The 24,671-nt window shown below is 36.6% G+C and carries 20 protein-coding genes; 17 read left to right on the top strand and 3 right to left on the bottom strand.

Annotated features, from left to right (window positions below; translation table 11 throughout):
* The first annotated feature begins 123 nt into the window (after nt 1–123).
* On the top strand, nt 124–2,472 hold the full coding sequence (locus NBH14_RS13160) for a family 20 glycosylhydrolase (protein ID WP_186959702.1): 2,349 nt from the start codon (nt 124–126) through the stop codon (nt 2,470–2,472).
* Nucleotides 2,473–2,532: 60 nt separating this feature from the next.
* Here the strand turns inward: NBH14_RS13160 and NBH14_RS13155 are convergent, their stop codons facing one another.
* On the bottom strand, nt 2,533–5,001 hold the full coding sequence (locus tag NBH14_RS13155; protein ID WP_186959703.1) for an alpha-L-arabinofuranosidase family protein: 2,469 nt from the start codon (nt 4,999–5,001) through the stop codon (nt 2,533–2,535).
* A gap of 191 nt (nt 5,002–5,192) precedes the next feature.
* Here NBH14_RS13155 and NBH14_RS13150 point away from each other — a divergent pair, with 191 nt between their 5' ends.
* The 16 genes from NBH14_RS13150 to NBH14_RS13075 all read left to right on the top strand — a co-directional run bounded on the left by NBH14_RS13150 (nt 5,193) and on the right by NBH14_RS13075 (nt 23,442).
* On the top strand, nt 5,193–5,558 hold the full coding sequence (locus NBH14_RS13150) for a response regulator (RefSeq protein ID WP_007656214.1): 366 nt from the start codon (nt 5,193–5,195) through the stop codon (nt 5,556–5,558).
* A gap of 35 nt (nt 5,559–5,593) precedes the next feature.
* Complete coding sequence (locus NBH14_RS13145; RefSeq protein WP_350464044.1) at nt 5,594–6,763, top strand: sugar transferase; 1,170 nt, start codon at nt 5,594–5,596, stop codon at nt 6,761–6,763.
* Between the two features lie 5 nt (nt 6,764–6,768).
* The gene (locus NBH14_RS13140; RefSeq protein WP_186959705.1) at nt 6,769–7,554 is read left to right on the top strand and encodes a TolC family protein; all 786 of its coding nucleotides are present in this window, start codon (nt 6,769–6,771) and stop codon (nt 7,552–7,554) included.
* Nucleotides 7,555–7,557: 3 nt separating this feature from the next.
* A complete protein-coding gene (locus NBH14_RS13135; RefSeq protein WP_186959706.1) occupies nt 7,558–9,717 on the top strand; it encodes a GumC family protein in 2,160 nt (719 codons plus the stop codon).
* 1 nt (nt 9,718) lies between these two features.
* Nucleotides 9,719–11,170, top strand: a complete 1,452-nt coding sequence (locus NBH14_RS13130) for an O-antigen ligase family protein (RefSeq protein WP_186959707.1) — start codon at nt 9,719–9,721, stop codon at nt 11,168–11,170.
* Nucleotides 11,171–11,193: 23 nt separating this feature from the next.
* Complete coding sequence (locus tag NBH14_RS13125) at nt 11,194–12,423, top strand: glycosyltransferase family 2 protein (RefSeq protein WP_186959708.1); 1,230 nt, start codon at nt 11,194–11,196, stop codon at nt 12,421–12,423.
* On the top strand, nt 12,407–13,525 hold the full coding sequence (locus NBH14_RS13120) for a glycosyltransferase family 4 protein (RefSeq protein WP_186959709.1): 1,119 nt from the start codon (nt 12,407–12,409) through the stop codon (nt 13,523–13,525). The genes NBH14_RS13125 and NBH14_RS13120 overlap by 17 nt, the downstream gene beginning before the upstream one ends.
* Before the next feature lie 4 nt (nt 13,526–13,529).
* Nucleotides 13,530–14,162, top strand: a complete 633-nt coding sequence (locus NBH14_RS13115) for an acyltransferase (protein WP_186959710.1) — start codon at nt 13,530–13,532, stop codon at nt 14,160–14,162.
* Nucleotides 14,159–15,304, top strand: coding sequence for a sugar-transfer associated ATP-grasp domain-containing protein (locus NBH14_RS13110; protein WP_186959711.1), 1,146 nt, complete (start codon nt 14,159–14,161; stop codon nt 15,302–15,304). Before NBH14_RS13115 ends, NBH14_RS13110 begins: the two co-directional genes overlap by 4 nt.
* Nucleotides 15,305–15,326: 22 nt before the next feature.
* Nucleotides 15,327–16,259: a glycosyltransferase family 2 protein gene (locus tag NBH14_RS13105; protein WP_186959712.1), complete on the top strand. Its 933-nt coding sequence runs from the start codon at nt 15,327–15,329 to the stop codon at nt 16,257–16,259.
* Nucleotides 16,260–16,264: 5 nt separating this feature from the next.
* On the top strand, nt 16,265–17,710 hold the full coding sequence (locus NBH14_RS13100) for a lipopolysaccharide biosynthesis protein (protein ID WP_186959713.1): 1,446 nt from the start codon (nt 16,265–16,267) through the stop codon (nt 17,708–17,710).
* Nucleotides 17,707–18,822, top strand: a complete 1,116-nt coding sequence (locus NBH14_RS13095) for a glycosyltransferase family protein (protein WP_186959714.1) — start codon at nt 17,707–17,709, stop codon at nt 18,820–18,822. Before NBH14_RS13100 ends, NBH14_RS13095 begins: the two co-directional genes overlap by 4 nt.
* Before the next feature lie 136 nt (nt 18,823–18,958).
* The gene (locus NBH14_RS13090; protein WP_186959715.1) at nt 18,959–20,134 is read left to right on the top strand and encodes a glycosyltransferase family 2 protein; all 1,176 of its coding nucleotides are present in this window, start codon (nt 18,959–18,961) and stop codon (nt 20,132–20,134) included.
* Nucleotides 20,127–21,014, top strand: a complete 888-nt coding sequence (locus tag NBH14_RS13085; protein WP_186959717.1) for a glycosyltransferase family 2 protein — start codon at nt 20,127–20,129, stop codon at nt 21,012–21,014. Before NBH14_RS13090 ends, NBH14_RS13085 begins: the two co-directional genes overlap by 8 nt.
* Nucleotides 21,015–21,028: 14 nt before the next feature.
* Nucleotides 21,029–22,216, top strand: a complete 1,188-nt coding sequence (locus NBH14_RS13080) for a glycosyltransferase family 2 protein (RefSeq protein ID WP_186959718.1) — start codon at nt 21,029–21,031, stop codon at nt 22,214–22,216.
* Between the two features lie 107 nt (nt 22,217–22,323).
* On the top strand, nt 22,324–23,442 hold the full coding sequence (locus NBH14_RS13075) for a hybrid sensor histidine kinase/response regulator (protein ID WP_186959719.1): 1,119 nt from the start codon (nt 22,324–22,326) through the stop codon (nt 23,440–23,442).
* Between the two features lie 33 nt (nt 23,443–23,475).
* On the opposite strand, the gene NBH14_RS13070 is transcribed toward NBH14_RS13075, so the two are convergent.
* Nucleotides 23,476–24,012, bottom strand: a complete 537-nt coding sequence (locus NBH14_RS13070) for a GNAT family N-acetyltransferase (RefSeq protein ID WP_186959720.1) — start codon at nt 24,010–24,012, stop codon at nt 23,476–23,478.
* Nucleotides 24,013–24,475: 463 nt separating this feature from the next.
* Nucleotides 24,476–24,671: integrase core domain-containing protein (locus tag NBH14_RS13065; protein WP_250817505.1), on the bottom strand; the 196-nt coding region annotated here is incomplete at its 5' end.

Below are 24,671 nucleotides of genomic sequence, written 5' to 3'. Positions count from 1 at the left end.
AGTATATAAAACCGTATAAGCGGCAAAAATATCTGTTTAACCGGAGTAAATACCGGGACGACCGCTAGGGCCGCCCCTACGAAAAACAAAATTCACAATTATCTATAAACTTATCTTTATAACATGAAGAAGCTCGTTTCAATGTGTGCAGGCGCAGCACTATGTATCCTTGCGTCATGCAGCGAAGGGCCTACAAAACAGATGCCTTATAATCAGGGTATCAATGTAATTCCCATACCTGTAAGTCTGACTCAGAACGAAGGAGTCTTTAAAGTTGGCAAAAATATGGCTTTCCAGGCTTCCACTCCGGAAGCAAAAACTGTGGCTGAATTTTTTGCTTCTAAAATGAATCTGGCAACAGGTTATCAGGTAACAGTCGGAGACAAAGAAGTTTCTAACGGAATTTCATTGCTCATCGACGAATCACTGGACGTAAATAACGAGGGTTACACACTCGACGTAACCGCCAATGGAGTTGTTGTAAAAGCTAAAACCCCACAAGGTTTGTTCTACGGTATGCAGACATTCATGCAACTGTTGCCGGCAGAAATCGAAAGTCCGGTTGTCGTAAACGGTATCGCATGGACCACCCCATGTGTTTCCGTAAAAGACGAACCGCGTTTCGGATACCGTGGCTTCATGCTTGACCCGTGCCGCCATTTCATCCCGGTAGAAAACGTAAAGAAACAGATTGACGTATTATCCTTGTTCAAGGTCAACCGCATGCACTGGCACTTAACAGATGACCAGGGCTGGCGTATCGAAATCAAGAAATATCCGAAACTGACAGAAGTCGGAGCAAAACGTATCGAAGGCGAAGGCACTGAGTACGGCGGCTTCTATACACAAGATGAAATCAAGGAAGTTGTGAAATATGCAGCCGACCGCTTCATCACAGTTATTCCTGAACTGGAACTTCCGGGACACGAAATGGCCGCTATCGCCGGTTATCCTGAATTGTCTTGTAAAGGCGAACCGGGTACTCCGCGTATCATCTGGGGTGTTGAAGACATCGTAATGTGTGCCGGCAAAGAAGAAACATTCAAGTTCCTGGAAGACGTGATTGATGAAATCGCTCCGTTGTTCCCCAGCGAATATTTCCATATCGGAGGCGACGAATGTCCGAAGATTAGTTGGAAAGAATGTCCGCTATGCCAGAAACGTATCAGGGAAGAAGGCTTGAAAGGCGACAAACAGCACAGCGCGGAAGAACGTTTGCAGAGTTACTTCGTACAACGTATGGAAAAATATCTTTCCGGCAAATACGGAAAGAAAATCATTGGTTGGGATGAAATCCTGGAAGGTGGTCTTGCACCGTCTGCAACTGTTATGTCATGGCGTGGTGAAGCCGGCGGTATCGCTGCTGCTAACATGGACCACGATGTGATTATGACTCCAGGAAGCGGAGGTATGTATCTTGACCAATATGAAGGAGACTACAAGATCGAACCGGTTACTATCGGCGGATTTGCTTCTATCGAAAAAGTATATAACTACAATCCGGTTCCCGATACGCTGGTTGCTACAGGCAAAGGCCAGCATGTGATCGGCGTTCAGTGCAACAACTGGTCGGAATATATGTACAACACCGATTTGATGGAATACCGTATGTATCCTCGTATGCTGGCTTTGGCTGAAATCGGTTGGTCACCGCTTACCCGCAAGGACTACAAAGATTTCGAACGCAGACTGGATAACGCATTGGTTCGCCTGGATGCACACAACATCAATTACTATATCCCGCAAGCAGAACAGCCGAACGGTTCATCTAATTTTGTCGCATTTACCGACAAGGCGTCTCTTGAGTTTAAGACTTCCCGTCCGATGAAGGTGGTGTACACAATCGACGGAACAGAACCGACTGCCGAATCAACTGTTTACTCTGCTCCTATCGAGTTCACAGAATCCGGCATATTGAAAATCCGCTCCGTATTACCTTCCGGTAAAATGAGCAAGACTCGTACAATCACCGTAGAAAAGCAGGCCCTGGCTCCGGCTAAGGAAGTTGCTAAAACAACTCCGGGACTGGAAATGCAGGTTACTGACGGTATGTTCCTTGAATCATCCAAGCTGGCTGACGTAAAAGAATGGAAGAAATCGACCATGAAAGATTTACGCGAACTTACCAGCGTTGTCAAGACCAGCGAATCGATGAGAGGCGTTAAACAGTATGCTGCCGTTGCAACCGGTTATGTAAATATTCCGGAAGATGGCGTTTACTATATCTCTTCTGACAACGAAGAAGTTTGGATTGACGGAAAATTACTCGTTAACAATGGCGGTGAAGTAAAACGTTTCTCACGCCACGATACTTCTGTTGCTTTGGCTGCCGGCCTGCATGAAATCAAAGTGGTATTCCTCGGACATATCATCGGCGGATGGCCTTCCAACTGGAATGACGGCAGTGTAAAACTGCGTAAAGCAGATGCAGAAAGATTCACCCGTATCACTCCGGAAATGCTGGTTCATTAATCACATTTTCGTAATCATAAAAAAGGCCCTGGACGTCACTGTTCAGGGCCTTTCTTTATCTTAATCGACTTTCATCTTCATAATGGTAATCGAGTTGGGCGGGAAAGAATAAACCATCGGTCCGCCCAGGGAGAAAGTGATATTTTTCGATACCGGAACAATCCGGGTCGGATTATCAAATGTATTACGCACCAAAGGCTCGCCGGTCAATTGAAGGATTTCCGCATCATTTTTGACACTAGCGCCTTTTATATTCAATTCCGTCTTTTCTTCATGTTGTGTCGTATTTACGACTTTCAGTATAATCGTATTGGTCTCCTTCTCCAATGTGGCGACAGAAACCAGCGACGGCAGCGGAGGCAATACAACCTCATGCACCAATTTATCATCGACATAACAACTTACGGCTTCATCCTTACAAACCACTTTCACATCATACCAGCGATTGCTTTCAAAAGAATAAGGTTCAGGAGAACGCAATGTGTCTTTAACCGCACCGGACGAACGATAGAACTCACAGGTTCCGGGAGCAATGGAAACTGCAATATGGTCGTTGGCCTCTCCTTCTTTTCCATTATCCCGCACACGGAGCTGAATCTGTCCGCTTCCTTTATTCCTTCTGACTTTCAAGGAAAAAGTGTAGTCGTGAGCTATCGAATCGCCCATTAATATATAGTTCCAGCGGTTGGCATCGGGAGTTAATGTACCGTTATTTACTTTCCAGCCTCCGGTCCTGACTATCGCATCCGTTACAGGTTTGCCATCAATCCGCACATCTTCAAAGTCATAACTGTTATCAAACAGTTCGATTCCGGCATATCCGAATGTAACCTGGGGCCTGCTGTATGTTTCTATTTCTGTTTTCAACAAATCATCTCCCCGATTATCTGAAAACATCTTCATCATATAATAAGAAGGAGACCCGATTGCACTGTTATTATTAAAAGAAATAGCCGGATATCTCTGAAAATCATAATTTACATTCCCCAATACCGGTGCATAGGCCAGGTGTTTTACCACTTCCGGACTACTCTCCACACCAAGCAGGAAACAGGCTTCTCCTATCGCCGCCCTCAAAGTTCCTTGTAAAGAGACATCTCCCATACTGAACTCACCGATGAAAACCGCAGGAAATCTTCTCAGATATTGCCCGGTCTCGTATCTGTCATGATTTGCGATAAGGAAATCTTCACCGGAATAAAAATGATAATCAGTCCACTCGTTACGGTTTTTCCCTGAAATAAACGAGCTCTTAATCACGGTAATTTCAGGATAAGCCTCATTAATAGCTTTTTTAAAAAGGTCAAAACGCTTTGAATATTCCTGCCCATAGTTCTCACTTCCAATCTCTATGTATTTCAAGTCAAACGGTTCCGGATGCCCATTCCTGGCACGCATAGCACCAAAAGTCGAATCAGCAGGCTGATTGGCATAAGCAATCGCATCCAATGCATCCTGAACCAACTTGTTCATAGCTGTAATATCCTCATAACGGGGCCGGCGGCTTTGGCTTGTCACCCCGCTATTAATCACATAAAGCGGTTCCGCATCCAAATCTTCGCACATTTGCAGATATTCATGATACCCCATACCGTTGGTCGAACCATACGCCCATATATTCCAGAAATTCCTGCGTGTAGAAATATCTCCAATGGTTTCATGCCAGACCGGATATGTTCCAGCCGTATAACCTTCTACAAAACTTCCTCCCGGAAAACGGACAAACTGGGGATTCAACGAGGAAATCATCTCCATTAAATCAGGACGCAAACCGTTAGGCCTGTCTTTCCATGTTTTTTGAGGAAATAGAGAAACCATATCCATCCAGAATACAATAGAAGTATCTGCTGTAATAGCCAAAACGGCATTGTTTGTGCTTTCCGAAGCGGTAAACGTATGTTTGTATTTCCTCCATTCATATATCGGAGAAACATCAAAAGTCTCACTCAAAGGTGTTTCTGCCACAGAATCACCTAAAAAGATACGAACCTTTTTAGGAATCATCGACCCGCCCTTCAAATATAAGGACAATTCATATTTTTCCCCCTCACGTATGGAAAGTCCATTATAACCGGTTGCAACCACGCCTCCTCTCCCGGTTTCCGAAGAAGCGGCAACAGAAACCAATAAAGAGCGTTTATTTTTATCATTAATCAACTCCTTATTATCAGGCCATATACTGGTATTTGAAGAAATTTTCCGCCAGCCGGGTGTTGAATCGGGACGAATAAAAGGAATCGTCCATCCGTTAGGCGTGCTTAATACATTTCGCTTGGCATCATAAGGGCAGTTTAAAGGAGGCACTCCATCCTCAAAACTGCGGTTTTGTATCATCTCCGCATATACTCCCCCATCAATGGCATGGTTTATCTCTTCAATTGTTACTCCATATAAATTTTTATTAACAGGAACAGAAAAGCCGTCCAAATCAATTATTATTGAAGATGTAACAGGCATTTCCGGCTGACAACCGGAAAGCATAGTGATAAGTATAATGCTTATATTTAATACTTTAAAGGGTATATTCATTTCTTTATTTATCAATTCAATATAACGACTAGATTTCGCCTTGCAAACTTAAAGAATAATTTTCATATATAACATTCTTTGGAGAAAAGACTATCCCCCTGTAAAAACCTTTGATTTTTATACGTTTTATTAAATAATTATTTTAATTTTGTGCATTGAAGCAAATAAAAACAGCACTAGTATATAAAAACATGAAACAGTCAATTCTATTGGTTGATGATAAGCCGGAGATAGCAAAGATTATAATGCTTTATTTATCTTCTCTATATGATGTTACATATAGAGAAAATCCGATTAAAGCTATAGCCTGGCTTAATGAAGGAAATATTCCTGACGGAGTGATATCCGATTTGAATATGCCCGAAATGAGCGGAGAAGAATTCTTATGTTATCTAAAGGCGAATGCTCTTTTTAATCACATTCCGGTATTGATTCTGTCAAGCGTTGAAAGTAGCGCGAACAGAATACGTCTTTTTGAAGAAGGGGCAGAAGATTTTATTCTGAAACCTTTTAATCCTGAAGAATTAAGGGTTCGGGTAAAAAGACTTTTGAGATAAATAACTAAACGCTAGGGTAAATAACAACATCTTGTATGGAATATATCTTTTGGGGACATAATATTCCTCTTGCCGCTCACTTACGTGAAACTTTGCAATGCAAAATCATCGAATGTATCACCTTCCAGCAGATAAAATCTTGCCTATCCAGTATTGAATACATCGATTTTTGTGTTTTTATGGAGAGGTCCGATATGGCAACAGATATACCAACTATTGCCCAACTGCATAAGTTATATCCTACCCTATACATTATTTTAATCAGTGAAACGTTAAGTAAGGAAGAGAAAATTCCTTATCTGAGAGCCGGCACTGATTGCATGATATCAAAGAACACCTCCAAGGATGATTTGCAGAAATTATTTTCTGTCATTATTGATTTCAAAGAAAAGGAAAAAGCCAGAAAAGATAATCAGATATCATCTTTGACAGAATTCAGGCTGCCTTTATGGAAGCGAACGTTCGATATCCTAGCTTCGGGGTCAGCTATTCTTTGCTTATCCCCGATACTTATCCTGACAGCATTAGCTATTCGTACCGAAAGTAATGGAAAGATTGTATACAAATCAAAACGTGTAGGCAGCAACTATAAGATTTTTGACTTTTATAAGTTCCGTTCCATGTATTCGGATGCAGACAAACGGCTGGCTGAATATCAGCAATTAAATCAGTATACAAAAAGTATAGCCGAAGAAGAGTTCAAAGACTCTTCTTCGGCCGCTGAGATATCTCAGCAATCCTCTTCCAGCGGGCATGAACAGGATATACTTTTATTCTCTGACAATTTAAGTACTTCCGAAAATAATTACCTGAAAACTAAACGAACCGAACGTTCTAACGCTTTTTTCAAACTGGAAAACGACCCACGAATCACTCGCGTCGGTCATTTCATTCGAAAATATAGTATTGATGAACTCCCACAATTATTCAACATCCTAAAAGGTGATATGTCTGTTGTAGGAAACCGTCCTCTCCCCCTCTACGAAGCCGAACTGCTTACAAGCGATGAATACGTCCAACGTTTCATGGCTCCGGCAGGATTGACCGGACTCTGGCAAGTCGAAAAACGCGGTGGTGCAGGAAAAATGTCTGCTGAAGAGCGGAAACAACTGGATATTAAATATGCGAAAGACTTTTCTTTTCATATGGATATGATGATCATTATAAGAACGTTTACAGCATTTATCCAAAAGGAGGATGTATAAATCTGATGAAAAATATTTTCATTATATTGTTACTGATAAATACTTCCTACTGTTTCTGTCAAAAAAAGAAAAGCAACTATTTTGACAAAGCTACAACAGTAGAAGTAACAGCCATGGCCAATGCAGACTCTATACAGGCCATGTTAGACGACTATGAACGGGTTCAACTTCCTCCCCTTTCTGCTTTCTTACAATCTGTTTACGATCATCCCTCTATAAAAATATATGAGGCCAAACGGGAAGAAGCTGATGCTGAAATGAAAGTGTCGAGGAGAGAATGGTTGGACTATTTCAGAATATACGGACAGTACCAGTACGGAAAGATCGTTCAGTTATCTACTACAAAAACAGTCGAAGATCCAATGTTTATGACTAGCCTGGGTAGTAATCAAAGTACATATAGCGCAGGCTTATCCATATCAATACCTTTCGGCGATTTGTTTAGTCACAGACAAAAGATAAGAGCAAAGAAAGCACATTTCCGTCAATTAGATTACGAGTACGAAATGTCAATAGAGGAACGAAAATTAAAAATATTGGAGGCGTATAACAATGTATTACAATCTTTAGCCACTCTAAAAGCGAAATCGGATGCTGCGGCATTGTATAACGCCCAAATGAAAATATCCGAACAGGACTTCATTAATGGGAAAATTGGTATTGGAGAACTTTCCATAGAGAAAGGAAGACGTACTAATGCAATCATCCTTTATCAGGAAGGACGAACAGCTTTACATAATGCTGTCACTCTACTAGAGATGCTCACAAATGTAAAGATCATAAACAGATGACTTATGGATATCACACTCTATATATCCCGTTTTCTACATCGCATTCGCTATCAACTAATATTAGGAACGTTAGTTGTCACAGCATTAGTTGCATACTTTACACAGTTCATGCAAAAAAAATATACTGTGAATACTTCTATCTATACCGGCATTACATCTAATACCGGATTAGAGAGTGAAAGTAAACCGGATTGGATGAGTGTAAACAATACCTTCGACAATTTGGTAAACCTTACTAAATCAAAAGGTACTTTAGAAACCGTATCAATGAAATTATTAGCATTGAATCTTATTAATGGAGATCCCAATGTAGATAATAAATATATAACTGCCAAAAACTATCATAACCTAGTTAGCTTTGTTCCTAAAGAAGTCCTGAATTTAATTGATAAAGATTCTTTTAAGAAAACGATAAGTAACCTTGAGAAATATAAGCAAAATGATACACATAATTTCTTGTATAAGTTATTTAACGGATTCACTCCTTACTATAGTTATGGTGCATTATCCCAAATCATTGTAAAACGCTTGGGTAATAGTGATCTGATTGATATTGCTTACACATCAACAGATCCAGGCATCACATTAACAACAGTGAAATTCCTTAGTGAAGAATTACGCATTTCATATAATCAATTAAAATATAAAACTGCTGACGACATCGTAAAATATTACGAGGATGAACAAAAGAGATTACAAAGCCAATTAAATAAACTTGAAAATGAACTTACTGATTATAACATTAAAAATAGCGTAATAAACTATCAGGAACAAACAAAAGCTATTGCCGGTTCTTTTTCCGATTTTGAGAATCGTTATGAGGAAGTAATTAGCAGAATCAATAGTTCTTCACAATTACTTCAAGGTCTTGAACAATATATGCGAGTTCGTGTCAAGCTGGTGCAGGCTAATGACGAGTTTATCAAAGCTTTAGAAGAAATATCTAAAATAAATGGAAAAATAACAGAAATAGAAATATTTACGACCGAAAATACTCAGGATGATGACCTGGAATTATTAAAATACAAAGAAGACTTAAAGAATGCGGAGAAAAAGGTTGCTACTCTGACAGAACAGATCAATAACTACAAAGAAAGTAAAGAGGGTATTTCTATTGACGGATTAGTAAATGAATGGCTAGCCCAAACTATTATTAATATCAAAGCTAAAGCAGAATTAAAAATATTAGACCAAAGGAAAATAGATTTTACTGAACAGTATAAAACCTACTCTCCCGTTGGAACCCAGATCAACAGACAAGAACGTGAAATCCACGTAACAGAAGAATCATATTTACAGGTGTTGCATGCTTTGAATATGGCAAAAATGAAACAAAAGAATTTACAATTAACTTCTGCCACATTAAACACAATATCAGAACCTACATTTCCTCTTTTCAGTGACAAAAGTAAACGATTATTATTGATCATTGCAGCATTTGCAGGTAGTATAATATTCATTATTGGTCTAAATTTAATTGTTGAGCTGCTAGACAGAACTTTGCGGGATGCAGAACGTACCCGGAGACTTACTAATATGACTGTATTAGGTGCGTTCACCGGTAATCAGCAATTGAAATACAGAGGATTTATAAAAGCCTGTAACAGAATATCAGCCGCCTATACTTGTAACCGACTGATGCAATACATGAAAAAAGGTCATACATTCCATATTAATATATTAAGTATAGAAAAAAAAGAAGGTAAAAGTTTTGTTTGCCAATATCTAACAGAATATTGGAAGGAGATCGGATTCAATGTCAAGCATCTAGTTGCAGGAAAAGATTTTCCAATTGATGCGAGTTATTTATCTTCTGGAGAAATCAGTTTCTACATGGGAGATAATGACCGTCCAGATATTCTTTTATTAGAATATCCAGCTATTAAAGATAATAGTCTACCTGTTAATCTATTAAACAAAGCAGACATAAATCTCTTAATTGCTAATGCTCGCAGAGTATGGAAAAACAGCGATGAAGAGTTTGTGAATTACTTACATGATATGGCTCAGGGTAAACCATTATATCTCTATTTAAATAATGCTTCACGTGAGGCAGTAGAAGACTTTACAGGTCAATTACCTCCGGAGACCTCTATCCGTTCACTTTCAAACCGCATTATTTATATGGGATTAACGGCAAGAAACTCTGCAATTAGAGAATAACATGGATAGTAATAATTACATACCTGTCGAAACTCGTTCTGTTAAGCTTCTCTATCTTTTAATATTGGTAGGATTAGCTGGTATTTTTATGGCCTTATTATCCATGAATATACCTCTATTTGCAGTAATTATTACATTTCCTTTTATATGTACCGGCGGAATTTTAATCCTGAGATATCCTCAGTTAATGTTATTCATCATCTTTACTATCAATTATTTCATACTCGGGATCACCCGCTATATACCAATAGAGGGAATCAGCATAATTATGGATATATTGTATGTCTTGACCCTCATATTGATTATTATACATAGCGCACTCTATCACAATGTCGAATGGAAAAGATGTTTTCATCTATTAAGTGCATTTTCATTATTATGGGCTTCCTATTGTATATTGGAGATTATGAATCCTAGTGCGGTATTAGATGGTTGGATTTTATCCAGAGGATTAATTATTAATGGGTTAATCATTACAGTACTAACCTCTTTATTATGTACAAAATATAAAATATTAAAAGCCCTCTTATTTACCTATTCACTTTTTACAGTATTAGCAATACTAAAAACATTTATGCAAAAATATATAGGCTTTGATACTTTTGAAACCCGATGGCTCAATAATGGAGGTGCGACAACTCATTTAATACATTCTGGCATACGTTATTTTTCATTTTTCACCGATGCCAGTAATATGGGTTCAAATATGGGAGGTGCAGGTATTGTTTTAGGTATAGCATCTTTACACATAAAAAATAGAACACTCAAAATTTATTATATAATTGTAGCTATTACATCTTTATATACTATGATGCTTTCCGGTACTCGGGGAGCCATAATCGTCCCTTTAGCCGGATTGGCCCTTTATACCGTAGTGAGCAAACAAACACGATCAATAATAACAGGAAGTATATCTTTAGCCCTAATTTATGTATTTTTTGCTTTCACGATGATCGGACAGAGTAATCCATCGATCAGAAGAATGAGAACAGCGTTTAAACCAAGTGAAGATGCTTCATACATCGTCCGCAAGGAAAACCAAAAGAAATTAAAGGAATATCTAAAATATAAACCATTTGGAGAAGGTCTGGGATTATCCGGTGACGGTTTGGGGTTAAAACTATCCAGGCGTTTCACAACTTCTATTCCTACCGACTCCTGGTACGTTAAAATATGGGTTGAAACAGGAATAGTCGGCTTAATCATATATATGGGAATGGTTCTTATTACTATAGGGCGTGGAGCATGGATTTTAATGTTCAATATATATGACCCGGAGCTTAAAGGGATATTAACAGGTTGGTTATGTGCAATATTCGGAATGTTCCTGAGCGCATATGGAAATTCATTTTGGGGACAATTCCCAACAATGGTCATAGCTTTTATGGGGATGAGTTTTATTTTGAATGGAAAATATTTTGACAAAGAACTTAATAATAAGAATAAAAAATAGACAAACTTCTAGCTGATAAAAATATGATAGAATTATTATTTAATATAAAGAACAACTGGATCGATAAACAGGAATATATATTCCTACTTATTGATGCCATCCTTTTTTTACTTTTCTTGATAGCAGTATTATATCTGTTTATATTCGCTGCCTATTCAAAAAAGAAAGCACCTTATACTTATCCTAAAGCAAATAAACAATGCAGGTATGCTATATTATTTCCGGCTTACATGGAAGATAATGTGATCGTTGATTCCATTCAATCATTTCTCAAACAAGATTATCCCAGAGATTTATATGATATAATTGTTGTTTCAGACCAAATGCAGGAAGAAACAATTTTCAAATTAAGAGAAATAACAGCTAAAGTCACTCAAATATCCGATCCGATGAGCACCAAAATTTATGCATTGGAGAAAGCTATCGAATATATTGAACAAGAAAAACTGTCTTTTGATATGGTGGTAATTCTCGATGCAGATAATGTCGTAAAACCAGATTTTTTACAGAAAATCAATGATGCTTTTTACTCCGGATGTCTAGCCATACAGACACATAGAGTTGCCAAAAATCGAGATACAAATACGGCCGTCCTTGATGCTGTTAGTGAGGAGATCAATAATTCTATCTTCAGAAAGGGGCATACACGTCTCGGTTTTTCATCCGGATTAAGCGGATCAGGCATGGCTTTTGAATACAGTTTATTTAAAAACATAATCCAGGGAATCGATAAAATAGGTGAAGATAAACATATGGAGCGTAAATTACTTTTACAAAATATATATATCGAGTATCTAGAAGATGTATATACTTTTGATGAAAAAGTAAGAGGTAAAAAAGAATTCTATAATCAACGACGTCGGTGGTTAGCCACCCAATTTTATAATTTATTTTCAGGAATATCCCAGTTACCAGGGGCCATATTGAGAGGAAAATGGGATTATTGTGATAAACTATTCCAATGGATGATGCCTCCCCGCATCCTGCTATTAGGATTTGTTATCCTTATTGCCTGTTTCCTGAGTGTAATTAACATATTTTTGTCAATCAAATGGTGGGGATTATTACTTTTTATCGGCATAACTTTCAGCCTGGCTGTTCCTGACTATTTAGTAGATAAACAATTTAAAAAGGCGATTATCAGTTTGCCTGTATTATTTCTTTTAATGTTTTTCAATCTTTTTCGATTAAGGGGAGGTAATAAACAATTTATTCATACAAAACACACTGTTAAAGATGAAAATAGCCATTGAAGCACAACGTATATTTCGTTCCAACAAACATGGGATGGACTTTGTTGCCTTAGAAAGCATACGGAAGTTACAAAAAATAGACAAAGAAAATGAGTACTATATTTTTGTAAGTCCAGGCAACGACCGCTGTCTGGAAGAAACTCCTAATATGCATATTATAGAAGTAAACTGTCCCACATATCCTCTATGGGAACAGATAGCCTTACCTCGTGCTGTAGCAAAGATAAAAGCAGATCTGTTACATTGCACTAGTAACACAGCTCCCATCTATTGTCCGGTTCCATTAATACTCACATTACATGATATCATCTTTTTGGAACCACGTCAAAGCGGAAATAAGTCATGGTACCAAAATATGGGATGGTATTATCGTCGATTGGTTGTTCCACGTATTTTACCTCTATGCAAAAAGATTATTACCGTTTCCAATTTTGAGCGAAAACGTATTCAAAATGCGTTACATCTACCTAATAACCAAATAACATCAATATATAATGGATATAGCCGACATTTCTATCCGATATCCGACATTTCTTCCGTTACTAGGAAATACGTAAAAGAGGATGAATATCTCTTTTTCCTTGGAAACACAGACCCTAAAAAGAATGTCCCACGCACATTAAAGGCCTACAGTCTATATCTAAAGAAATCTGATAAAAAACGTCCTCTTTTGATAGCTGATTTAAAAGAAGACAAACTGGATAGCATATTAAAAGAGCAAGGAATAGAAGATATCAAGCCTTATCTATATTATCCCGGATATATACCGAACAAAGATTTAGCTTATTTATATAATGGAGCATATGTATTTCTATATACTTCACTTCGAGAAAGTTTCGGTATTCCTATACTTGAAGCCATGGCTTGCGGAACACCGGTAATTACAGGCAATACATCCGCAATGCCAGAAATTGCGGGAGAAAAAGGCCTATTGGCAGATCCATTCAATGAGGAAGATATTTCCAATAAGCTACTTTTATTAGAAAATGATCATCTATATTACACTCAGCAGGTAGAATATGGCTTACAACGAGTAAAGAAATTTTCCTGGGAAAGTACTGCATTGTCTTTATTAGAAATCTATCAGAATATTTTAAAATAACACAATGAATAATAACCTTAAACAAAAGATAAAACAAAATGAGACATTAAAACATTTCGTTTTGTTTTTAATATCATCTCCTAAGAATCCTAAACCCAGAATTTGGGTTAAATGGTTCGTAAACCCTTTTTTCCATAAAAAAGGAAAAGGAGCTATCATTCGAAAAAGCAAATCAAGGATTGACGTCTTTCCTTGGAATCAGTTCATAATAGGGAATAATACTTTGATAGAAGATTTTACTACCATTAATAATGGAGCTGGTGATGTCATCATTGGCAATGATGCGAGAATAGGCATAGGATCAGTTGTAATTGGTCCTGTTAAGCTAGGAAATAAAGTTGGTTTGGGACAACATGTTTTCATTTCCGGCTTTAATCATGGATATGAAAATGGAAATCTTGATTCTAATGAGCAACCATTGATTAAAAAAGAAGTTATCATTGAAGATGATTCTCATATAGGAGCAAACTCTGTTGTAGTTGCGGGAGTACATATCGGAAAAAGATGTCAAATAGGAGCTGGAAGTGTTGTAACAAAAAACATCCCTGATTATTCGGTCGCAGTTGGGAATCCTGCCAAAGTTATAAAATATTTTGATCTCAAATTAAACAAATGGATTAATACAAAAAAGCAATGAAAACCATCAAAGAATATTTATATTACTTCATAAAAGTAAATTCAGAAAAATCGCATAGAGATTATTACCGTAACTATTATGCGAAATATTTAGATATGTATACATCATGCGAAGAGAAAAAAAGTGCAAATATCATTAAGAATGAAATAAGAATACTAAAAAAATATTGGAATACCTATCCTATTCAATATTTTAGGTATAACTTATACAGAAAAGACTGTACTCTAAATATTGAAGAAATGAAAGACTACATTCCTGATTATTTTGCATATTATTTACTATATCCAAAATCATTTAAAGATAGAAATATTTTATGCGAAGATAAAAAACTCATGCATATTATAAATACAGGATTAAACATACCACAACCTAATACATTATTTTTCACTGAAAATAATTTGAAACTGTCTACTTCGTTAGATTTAATAGACACAACAGATTGTTATAATTTAATCAAAAAATCAAATGCTAATAAAATATTCGTAAAACCGACATTTGGTGTTGGAGGAAAAGGTATTAAAGTTTTCAACAAAAAGGATAACATTTTTTTGGATCGTAATGACAATATTGTTTTAGATGAAAATTATATATCAGAAATAGCAAAAAACAGTTATATTATTCAGGAAGGAGTAAATCAACATACGGATATAAACAAAATTTATCCATATGCTATAAATACATTTCGCATAATAACAGAATATAATCAAGGTGAAGAACCTAAAATTATCTTTTCTCTTTTACGCATGGGATGCGGAGGAATGCAAATTGACAATGCCAGTTCTGGAGGTATCTATATCAAAATAAATTCAGAATCTGGATTATTAGGAGAAGAAGCAATAGCCGATAATCGAAAAACATATACAGAACATCCAGATACTCAATTCTTATTTAACAATTATAAAATCCCATTTTGGAATGAAATTATAAAATTTGCAAAAGATATTGCTTCTAAATATTCACCAATAAAATACATTGGATGGGATATTGCATATTCAGAATCAGGACCGATTCTCATTGAAGGGAATAATGGACCGGGTATAGAAATCATACAAGACCATTTCGGTGGTGTTAGAAAAAATTTTAATATAAATAATCCTAATGATTTTTGGTTTTCAAAAAATTACGGATTAAAAGATTTATAAAGTTCCCAATAAATAGATTATCATGAAATCACCCAAAGTAAGTGTAATAATCCCTGTCTACAATACCGAAAAATATGTAGAAAAGGCTGTGAAATCTATAATGGACCAAACATTAAAGAATATAGAAATTATTATTATTAATGATGGTTCAACAGATAATTCTTTATCTGTAATTCAAAAATTGGCGTATGAGGATGACCGCATACAAGTCTATAGCAAAGAAAATCAAGGTCCTTCTACTACACGCAATCAAGGAATAAGTATTGCTAAAGGAAAATATCTGTATTTCATGGACAGCGATGACTATCTTGAACCTGAAACTTTAGAATCATGTTTCTTCAAATGTGAAAAAAATGCTTTAGATTTTATTTTTTTTGATGCTGACATTCTTAATAAAGAAGCAAATTTTGATATTCATATCAATTATCAGCGTAAAGATTGTACTAACCCTGATATCCTATATGATGGCGTACAATTATTTACACTCTTGGTAGAAAATAGCAAATATTCTCCGTCTCCCTGCTTAAATCTTATAAACACAAAATTTCTAAACGAGATAAATCTTCGTTTTCTTCCCGGAATTATTCATGAAGATCAATTATTTATAACCTTATTATACTTACAGGCAAAACGAATTATGTGCATACATGAAGATTTTTTCAAGAGAAGACTTCGTTGCGACTCAATTATGACGAGTAAATTCTCATTGAAAAATATGGATAGCTATTTCATCATTACTGACAAATTATTACATTATGCGTCCAATCATATAGAAACACAAAACATAATCGATAAGTACTTGTCTAAAATGCTCAATGCCGCAGTGTGGTTATCTTACAAAATGCCATTCAAGGACCGCTTATACATCACTAAACATTGTATCAAAAATTATACGAAGTATGTTTCTCGGAAAAATCTAGCAATTTTACTATTTAAATCATTTTTCAAAAAGTAAATCATATGACTTCCACTAAAAAAGAACTTCTATCCGGTGTTTTCTATACCGCAATAGCTAAATATTCAGGAATAATAGTATCCTTAGTCGTTGCAGGGATACTTGCCCGCCTTATAGATCCGGAAGACTTTGGTGTAGTGGCAATTGCTACTGTGATTATTTCTTTCTTTAATATATTCAGCGATCTCGGAATAGCACCGGCAATCATACAGAATAAAACACTCTTAAAAAAAGATTTCAGCAATATCTTTACCTTTACACTTTGGTTAGGTATTAGCATAGCCATTTTATTTTTTTTATCTTCATGGCCCATATCTCATTTTTACAACAACAATACATTATTAACTATATGCCAACTGCTATCATTAAACTTATTCTTCGCATCAGCCAATATTGTGCCTAATGCATTATTGTTTAAGAAAAAGGAATTTAAGTTCATTGCATACCGAAGTTTAACAATCCAAATTATCGGAGGCAGTATGGCCATCATTGCAGCTCTTATGGGAGCCGGGTTATATGCACTGGTCATTAATCCCATATTGTCAAGTATATTATTATTCATTATTTCTTTTCGGAAAAACCCACAAAAATTATCTCGGACATGGGGTATTCAATCCATGAAAAAAATTTTTAGCTTCTCAGCATACCAATTCATGTTTAATGTGATCAATTATTTCAGTCGTAATCTGGATAAGCTATTGATCGGAAAATATATGGATATGGTTGCGTTAGGATACTATGAAAAATCATATCGGCTGATGATGTTACCTCTTCAAAATATTACACATGTCATTTCACCTGTAATGCATCCTATATTTTCAGACTTTCAAAATGATTTGACAAAATTATCAATTTCATACAATAAGGTAATTCGCTTTTTGGCATTTATAGGATTTCCTTTATCTGTATTATTATGTTCTTGTTCCAAAGAAATCATATTAATCATTTTTGGAGAACAATGGATGCCTTCTGTTCCTGTATTTCAAATCTTATCCATATCAGTCGGTATACAGATCATCTTATCGACCTCCGGTTCTATTTTTCAAGCGGCAAATGATACTAGAAGTTTATTTATATGCGGTTTATTTTCTACACTACTCAATATTATAGGTATATTGACCGGTATATTTTTTTTCAAAACCTTGGAGGCTGTAGCATGGTGTATATGTATTACATTTACAATCAATTTTGTACAGTGTTATATATGGATGTATAAGATTACCTTTAAAGAAGATCTTTGGAAATTTTGGAAACAGTTTTTGTCCCCTACTCTACTTACAGGTATATTAATAGTTTGTTTATTACCTATCTATTATATTTCAGATAAAAGTTCCATATATGCCAGTCTGCTATTAAAAGGTAGTGTATTCACTATAATTTATGTTGCATACGTGCAAATAAGAGGAGAATATAATATTATTAACTTTATCAAATCGAAAATAAAAAAATGAAAGTATTATTCCTCATATACCATGGTTTCAGTGAAACAAATGGCATCAGCAAAAAGATATATTATCAAGTAGATGCCTTAAAAAATTGTGCTTTAGATGTACGTACCTGTTATTTGTTAGAATCTGATAGAAATAAATACAGGATGATTGATAATAATATTTTGAGAGATTACGGACAAGGTGTAAGTAGTAAAATTTTAAAACGAGTTGAATTTAATTCTATTGCAGATTATGTAATTCGAGAGGAAATTCGTTTTGTATATATTCGCTCTGATCACAATGCCAACCCCTTTACTATTAATATGGTAAAAAAAATGCACAAAGCCAATATTCGTGTTGTAATGGAAATACCGACTTACCCATATGACAATGAATACTCTAGCTTTTACGGAAAGATAATATTGTTTATAGACAAATGTTTTAGAAAAACTTTTGCTAAATATTTATATCGCATTATTACTTTCTCTGATTACAAATCTATTTTTGGGACTCCAACTATTCAAATATCCAATGGCATAGACTTTCGCAAAATAAAGCTAAAGCAAAACATCAACGATACATCCCATGAACTTCATCTGATTGGAGTCGCAGAAATACACTACTGGCACGGATTTGATCGCCTCGTACAAGGTCTTGTTGATTATTATAAAGGAAACCCTGTTTACAAAGTTTTTTTTCATATTGTTGGTAACTTCTTTGGAGAAAGAGAAAGCAATGATATTGTACCCTTGATTAGCAGACACCATTTAGAACCCTACATAATTCTACATGGAGCAAAACATGGAGGAGATTTAGATCTGCTTTTTGAACAATCTGATATGGCGATTGGCAGTCTTGCCCGCCACCGTAGTGGCATAACAAACATAAAAACATTAAAAAACCGGGAATATGCAGCTCGTGGATTATCTTTCATTTATTCAGAACAAGATAGTGATTTTGAAAATAAAGCCTATATTTTAAAAGTACCGGCAGATGAAAGCCCTATTAATATAAACAAAATAATAGATTTCCATAAAAGACTAAAGCTCAATCCATCAGAAATAAGAAATTCAATTCTTTCACTTTCATGGGAAGCTCAAATGGATAAAGTTTTAAAAGCGATAGAAAAATAATTCATCAAAAATTAAATGTATGGGACATCGTACACCAATAGATCAAGAAAATATAATTCTAAATGAGGATGCAATAAAAAAACTCATTGAAATTCAAAGTATCTAAATATTATATTTACTTTTGTAAAAAAAGAAAATGAACCTTCTATTTCAATTGGATACATTCCTGTTCATCATCACTGCGATATTCACAGGATATAATCTTTTTTTCACTTTGGCCTCTTTTGTCAAAAGAAAAAAAGGAAAGACAGACCATGTTAAAACACAAAGCATTGCAGTTATCTTTGCTGCCTATAAGGAAGACCAGGTAATAAAAGAATCTGTTGAAAGTTTTTTGAAGCAAGATTATCCCCAAGATAAATTTCAGGTAGTAGTGATCTCTGATCATATGGAGGAGGTAACCAATCTCGCTTTGGGGCAATTGCCAATAACTCTTTTTACTCCTGACTTTCAAGAAAGTATGAAGCATAAATCCATATCTTATGCATTAGATCACCTGGATGGATTTGACCGGGTTATTATTATGGATGCAGATAATATTACCGACACAGACTTTCTGAGCCGCATAAACCAAGCCACACAAACAGTTAAAGTATTACAGGCCCACAGAACCCGGAAAAATGAAAACACATCCGTTGCCGTGTGGGATGGCATTTCAGAAGAGATAAATAATACTATATTCAGAAAAGGACGTGTGAACGTTGGACTATCATCAGCTTTGATCGGTTCTGGAATGGTTTTTGATTTTGAATGGCTGAAACAACATATGCATGAGTGCAAAACCTTTGCGGAAGACAAAGAACTGGAAGCCATCCTGGCCAGAGACAACATATTCGTAGATTATAGTGATGATATATATGTATATGATGAAAAGACCGCCAGACAAGACATTCTGATCAGACAACGGTCAAGATGGTTCCATGCTCAGATTCTTGCATTTTCCCTGATAACAAAGGATTTTAAAATAAGAAAGTTAAATCTGTCATATATTGACAAGGTCATCCAATGGATCCCTTTCCCCAGACCAGTTCGTTTTTTGCTGATATTCCTGATGATACTCTTCTGGTCTGTCGTATCGTTTCCCGTTGCAATTAAATGGTATTGCCTGCTAATCATCAAAATAGGAACATATCTCTTAGCAATACCCCGGAATATGTACACCCGGGACTTTTTCGTCAGCATAACAAAACTACCATCAATGATGATAGCGCTGTTACGCAGTTACACGGCTTCGATTTGCCGCGTAAAAAAGAAAGACATGAGTTTCAACAATACACCGCATCATATCACTAAAAAGAATAATCATGAATAAAAAAGTCTCCATAATCACTGTTAATTATAACGGGGTCACAGATACATGTGAAATGATTGAATCATTAAAACAGCATGAAAATTATCCTTACGAACTGATTGTTGTGGATAACGGTTCAGCCAGTTTGAATGATTACACTTTGTTAAAAGAAAAATATCCTGATGCAAAAGTAATACGAAACGATATAAACCTCGGATTTGCAGAAGGAAATAACATCGGTGTCAAACAGGCAACCGGTGATTACTTGTTTTTCCTGAATAACGATACGATCATTACCCGCCCCATTCTTGAGATACTGGTAAAACGGCTGGATAGTGATGAAAAAATAGGATGTGTCTCCCCTAAAACGACTTTCTGGCCGCAAAACAATAAACTGCAATATGCAGGAGCCACTCCAATGAGTTACATAACACTCCGTAACGAGTTCATTGGCTACTCACGGGAAGACGACGGAAGGTTTGATGTCCCGCAGGAAACAGCCTTTGCCAATGGAGCAGCCATGATGATCCGGACGGCTGATACTCAAAAGTTCGGTTATATGAGCGAATACTATTTTTTATATTATGAAGAACTGGATTGGTGTACTTTCATGCATAAAGCCGGATTTAGTATCTGGTATGAACCTCAGGCTATCGTCGGACATAAAGAAAGTGCCAGTGTCGGTCTGCAAAGTCCGCTACAAGTATATTTTCATACCCGCAATCGTTTGATATTTGCCCAAAGGACATTGTCTGACCCATTTGAAAGGAAATGTTCATATCTATATCAGCTTTTTGTTGCTTTACCTAAGCACTTTCTGACTTATTTATGCCAAGGAAAATTCAAGCTGATACTTCCTTTGCTTAAAGGAGGAATAGACGGAATCTCTTTTATCAGATAAATAAATATAAAACCATGCAAGAAGTATTTTACACTGTAATCGAATGGCTATTTTGGATCGGTATCTTTATAGTCTTCTATACCTATCTGGGATACGGTACATTATTATATGTATTAGTAAAAGTAAAAGAACTCTTCAAAAAACCCATAAGCATAGGATTGCCTAAGCCTCTTCCTGAAGTTACCCTCTTCATTGCGGCATACAATGAAGAAGACATCGTTGCATCCAAGATGGAGAACAGCCATGCCCTTGCCTATCCGACTGATAAACTGAAAATCGTTTGGGTTACAGACGGGTCAAACGACCGTACGAATGAACTCCTGAAACAATACCCGGAAGTAACCGTGCTTTTCCAACCGGAACGAAGAGGTAAAACAGCCGCCCTGAACCGAGGTATACAATATATAACAACGCCCTACGTCATCTTTACGGATGCAAATACCATGCTTAATAAAGAAGCCGTGCATGAAATTATCCGCCAATTCTCCAATCCGGAGGTCGGCTGCGTAGCCGGAGAAAAAAGAGTGGAAACAAACACTGCCCATGGAGCTACGGCGGGAGAAGGCATTTACTGGAAATACGAATCAGCCCTGAAAGCATTAGACTACCGGTTGTATTCGGCTGTCGGAGCAGCAGGAGAGTTATTTGCCGTACGGACGGAGTTATTCGAACAAATGCCGTCAGACACCCTTCTTGACGACTTCATTCTTTCATTACGTATTGCACAAAAAGGCTATAAAATAGCCTATTGTAAAGAAGCCTACGCTACCGAAACCGCTTCCCTCAATATGAAAGAAGAAGAAAAACGCAAAATACGCATTGCTGCCGGAGGATTGCAATCTGTCTGGCGTCTGCGAAACCTGTTCAACATCTTCCGTTATGGTATGCTTAGTTTTCAATTTGTGAGCCATCGTGTCTTACGATGGACCATTACACCGGTCATGTTATTTCTTTTAATACCATTAAATATAATATTAGCCTGTTATGGTAAGTTTACTTATATATTTTTACTACTTTTACAAGTCGCATTCTATATAATGGCTTATGCAGGTTATATGATGGAACAGAAAAATGTTCGAAACAAGTTGTTTTTTATCCCCTACTACTTCTCTTTCATGAATATAAATGTGATAAGAGGTTTTTTCTATTTAGCTGGAAATAAAGGGAATGGAGCATGGGAGAAAGCAAAAAGAATTCAATAAAAAAAATAATTCTAAAATGTAACAAGGAAAACGCCTGTAAATTCAAACATTATTAATATTTTTGCGTACGCATAGTGATTGAATATCAAGAAAAGTTTAAATTTGATATGGATAATTTAGCAGCAGGATATACAGTATTGATCGTTGACGATGTACCAACCAACGTCATGTTAGTACAAGCTATATTAAAAAAAGAAGGCTACAGGCTATTAACCTGTGACAGCGGAGCCAAGGCTTTACGTCTGGCACATGACAAGCACCCTAATCTCATACTATTAGATATCATGATGCCGGAGATGGATGGATACGAAGTATTACAGCATCTTAAAAGCAATCCGGACACAAACGATATACCTGTTATTATCATGTCGGCCCTGAGTGATATGCAGAGTATAGTAAAAGGTTACCAACTCGGAGCAACAGAATATGTGACGAAACCGTTCCAGAGAGAGGAATTGGTTAAGCGCGTAGCCCACCGTTTCGAGTTATTCAGCATTAAACGAATTAAGCAGGAACTGGAAAACACCATAGAATCCCGTGACACCCTTTATTCCGTTATCGCCCATGACCTGCGTTCGCCTCTGGGTTCTCTGAAAATGATGAACAATGCGATCCTTATGATGGTAGATAAGGACCAGGTAAGTCCGGAAGTATTTGAAATGCTCCAGATGATGAACAAGACATCGGAAGAAATCTTCCTGCTGTTGGATAATTTGCTTAAGTGGGCCAAAAACCGTCTGAAGAAACAAAACGTATATAAACAGGAAACTGATATAAACAGTCTGGTTTCAAGCACAGCAGAAATATATATCCCGATGGCTACCCAAAAAGGACTGACTATCCAATTACAGGACATGGACAAAGAATTATCCGGTTTTGTTGATATAGATATGATCAAAACAGTCATCAGGAACCTTATTTCAAATGCTATTAAGTTCAGCTTTGAAGGCGGAACAATTACTATCGGTTCCAAGATAGAAGGAGATCATGTTGTTATCAGCGTCAAAGACTCCGGCAAGGGGATAAAGAAAGAAGACCAGGAAAAGTTGTTAAAACAGAATACTCACTTCACGTCCTATGGAACGAATAATGAAAAAGGTTCCGGATTAGGTTTGATGCTTTGCAAAGACTTTGTTGAACAGCATGACGGAAAGCTCTGGTTCGAATCGGAAGAAGGTAAAGGTTCCACATTCTTCGCATCCCTGAAAGCGTTGAGTAAAGAATAAAAAGAAACTATATAATGAAAAAGGGAAGGTTCGTCACCTTCCCTTTTTCATTATAACCCGATTCAAATCTGAAGCGAACCGCTTATATTCAATATCCGGGATGGTTTCCCCGGAGGAAAGAACAACTAACGAATGATCCGGATATCCATTTCTGTAAGCCGGATGGGTATGAGGATACGGATTTTCTACAAACCCATGTAACTGATAAAAATGCAGGCGGGCAGCAGAGACTTTATCCGTAACAGGGTCTATTTCTAATAATACACGTCCACTTTCCTGTTCTATCAGATTCCTCAGAATCAAACCTCCCAGACCTTTCCCCCGCTCATTCGGATGGATTGCAAAATGTTCCACATACGTATAACTGTCGAATCTCCAATAAGCGATAAAACCCAATAAAAGATCATTGACCGGATCAATATAACAATCCAGATGATACCGGCTGTCTGAAAACGCATCCTGTTGCTGCTCCACAGTCCGTTGTTCATAGATTGGGAAACTTATATCATATATGTTTCTAAAAGCAGTATACCGCGGATGATCCGTTGCTGTCAATCTTATAATCTCCATCTTGTTTTTGTTTTCTTAAACGGATACAAAGATAAAAACTAATGCTTTCTAACCTGCAAGCTATTGTATTCAAATATAAACATACAACCTTGATACTGTTTCATAGTAATGAAACAAATGTTTCTCCCTAATGAAACAAGTGTTCCAATAGGGAGAAACAGATTTTACTTAGTATGTATTTTACCAGAGGTCTGTATGTTAACGTTTTTAGTTGACTACTTTCAGTCTTATATATATAAAAGGTTGACTCGGTTTAAACTTAATAATAATAACGGTTGACTTATTTCTTGCTTATTTATGAAACAGGTTAACTCTACCTGCCAGTTTTTCGCAAAAATAATCAAAATCTCTATTCACCCCAAACGGGTAATGAAAAAACCACCGCGGAGGTTTGCCATACGGCTGGAGGCGCGAAGCCTCCAAAGAGTCTTAGGTTATAATCAGTCCTTACTTAATGGAAGATCTATCCTGTCATCCCCATCTCTTTCAGCCTTTTAATAGCTCTCTCACGGTAACTTATCCATCTTTTCTTCAGCTCTCCTTCACCTTCGGCGGCCTCGGAAGGTGTCATTCCGTCCAGGCTCCAGTGAGGGCGTTCGTGATTGTAAAACTCCACAGCAACTTTAACGGCTGCCTTTACTTCCCGGATTCGATAGAAT

It is taken from the genome of Parabacteroides caecihominis, from assembly GCF_023656785.1.
Lineage (GTDB): Bacteria > Bacteroidota > Bacteroidia > Bacteroidales > Tannerellaceae > Parabacteroides > Parabacteroides segnis.
This window is presented reverse-complemented; position numbering and strand designations above follow the sequence as displayed.

Coding starts and splice junctions, on each gene's coding strand:
- NBH14_RS13160 (WP_186959702.1), top strand. CDS start 124: ATGAAGAAGCTCGTTTCAATGTGTGCAGGCGCAGCACTATGTATCCTT.
- NBH14_RS13155 (WP_186959703.1), bottom strand. CDS start 5,001: ATGAATATACCCTTTAAAGTATTAAATATAAGCATTATACTTATCACT.
- NBH14_RS13150 (WP_007656214.1), top strand. CDS start 5,193: ATGAAACAGTCAATTCTATTGGTTGATGATAAGCCGGAGATAGCAAAG.
- NBH14_RS13145 (WP_350464044.1), top strand. CDS start 5,594: ATGGAATATATCTTTTGGGGACATAATATTCCTCTTGCCGCTCACTTA.
- NBH14_RS13140 (WP_186959705.1), top strand. CDS start 6,769: ATGAAAAATATTTTCATTATATTGTTACTGATAAATACTTCCTACTGT.
- NBH14_RS13135 (WP_186959706.1), top strand. CDS start 7,558: ATGGATATCACACTCTATATATCCCGTTTTCTACATCGCATTCGCTAT.
- NBH14_RS13130 (WP_186959707.1), top strand. CDS start 9,719: ATGGATAGTAATAATTACATACCTGTCGAAACTCGTTCTGTTAAGCTT.
- NBH14_RS13125 (WP_186959708.1), top strand. CDS start 11,194: ATGATAGAATTATTATTTAATATAAAGAACAACTGGATCGATAAACAG.
- NBH14_RS13120 (WP_186959709.1), top strand. CDS start 12,407: ATGAAAATAGCCATTGAAGCACAACGTATATTTCGTTCCAACAAACAT.
- NBH14_RS13115 (WP_186959710.1), top strand. CDS start 13,530: ATGAATAATAACCTTAAACAAAAGATAAAACAAAATGAGACATTAAAA.
- NBH14_RS13110 (WP_186959711.1), top strand. CDS start 14,159: ATGAAAACCATCAAAGAATATTTATATTACTTCATAAAAGTAAATTCA.
- NBH14_RS13105 (WP_186959712.1), top strand. CDS start 15,327: ATGAAATCACCCAAAGTAAGTGTAATAATCCCTGTCTACAATACCGAA.
- NBH14_RS13100 (WP_186959713.1), top strand. CDS start 16,265: ATGACTTCCACTAAAAAAGAACTTCTATCCGGTGTTTTCTATACCGCA.
- NBH14_RS13095 (WP_186959714.1), top strand. CDS start 17,707: ATGAAAGTATTATTCCTCATATACCATGGTTTCAGTGAAACAAATGGC.
- NBH14_RS13090 (WP_186959715.1), top strand. CDS start 18,959: ATGAACCTTCTATTTCAATTGGATACATTCCTGTTCATCATCACTGCG.
- NBH14_RS13085 (WP_186959717.1), top strand. CDS start 20,127: ATGAATAAAAAAGTCTCCATAATCACTGTTAATTATAACGGGGTCACA.
- NBH14_RS13080 (WP_186959718.1), top strand. CDS start 21,029: ATGCAAGAAGTATTTTACACTGTAATCGAATGGCTATTTTGGATCGGT.
- NBH14_RS13075 (WP_186959719.1), top strand. CDS start 22,324: ATGGATAATTTAGCAGCAGGATATACAGTATTGATCGTTGACGATGTA.
- NBH14_RS13070 (WP_186959720.1), bottom strand. CDS start 24,012: ATGGAGATTATAAGATTGACAGCAACGGATCATCCGCGGTATACTGCT.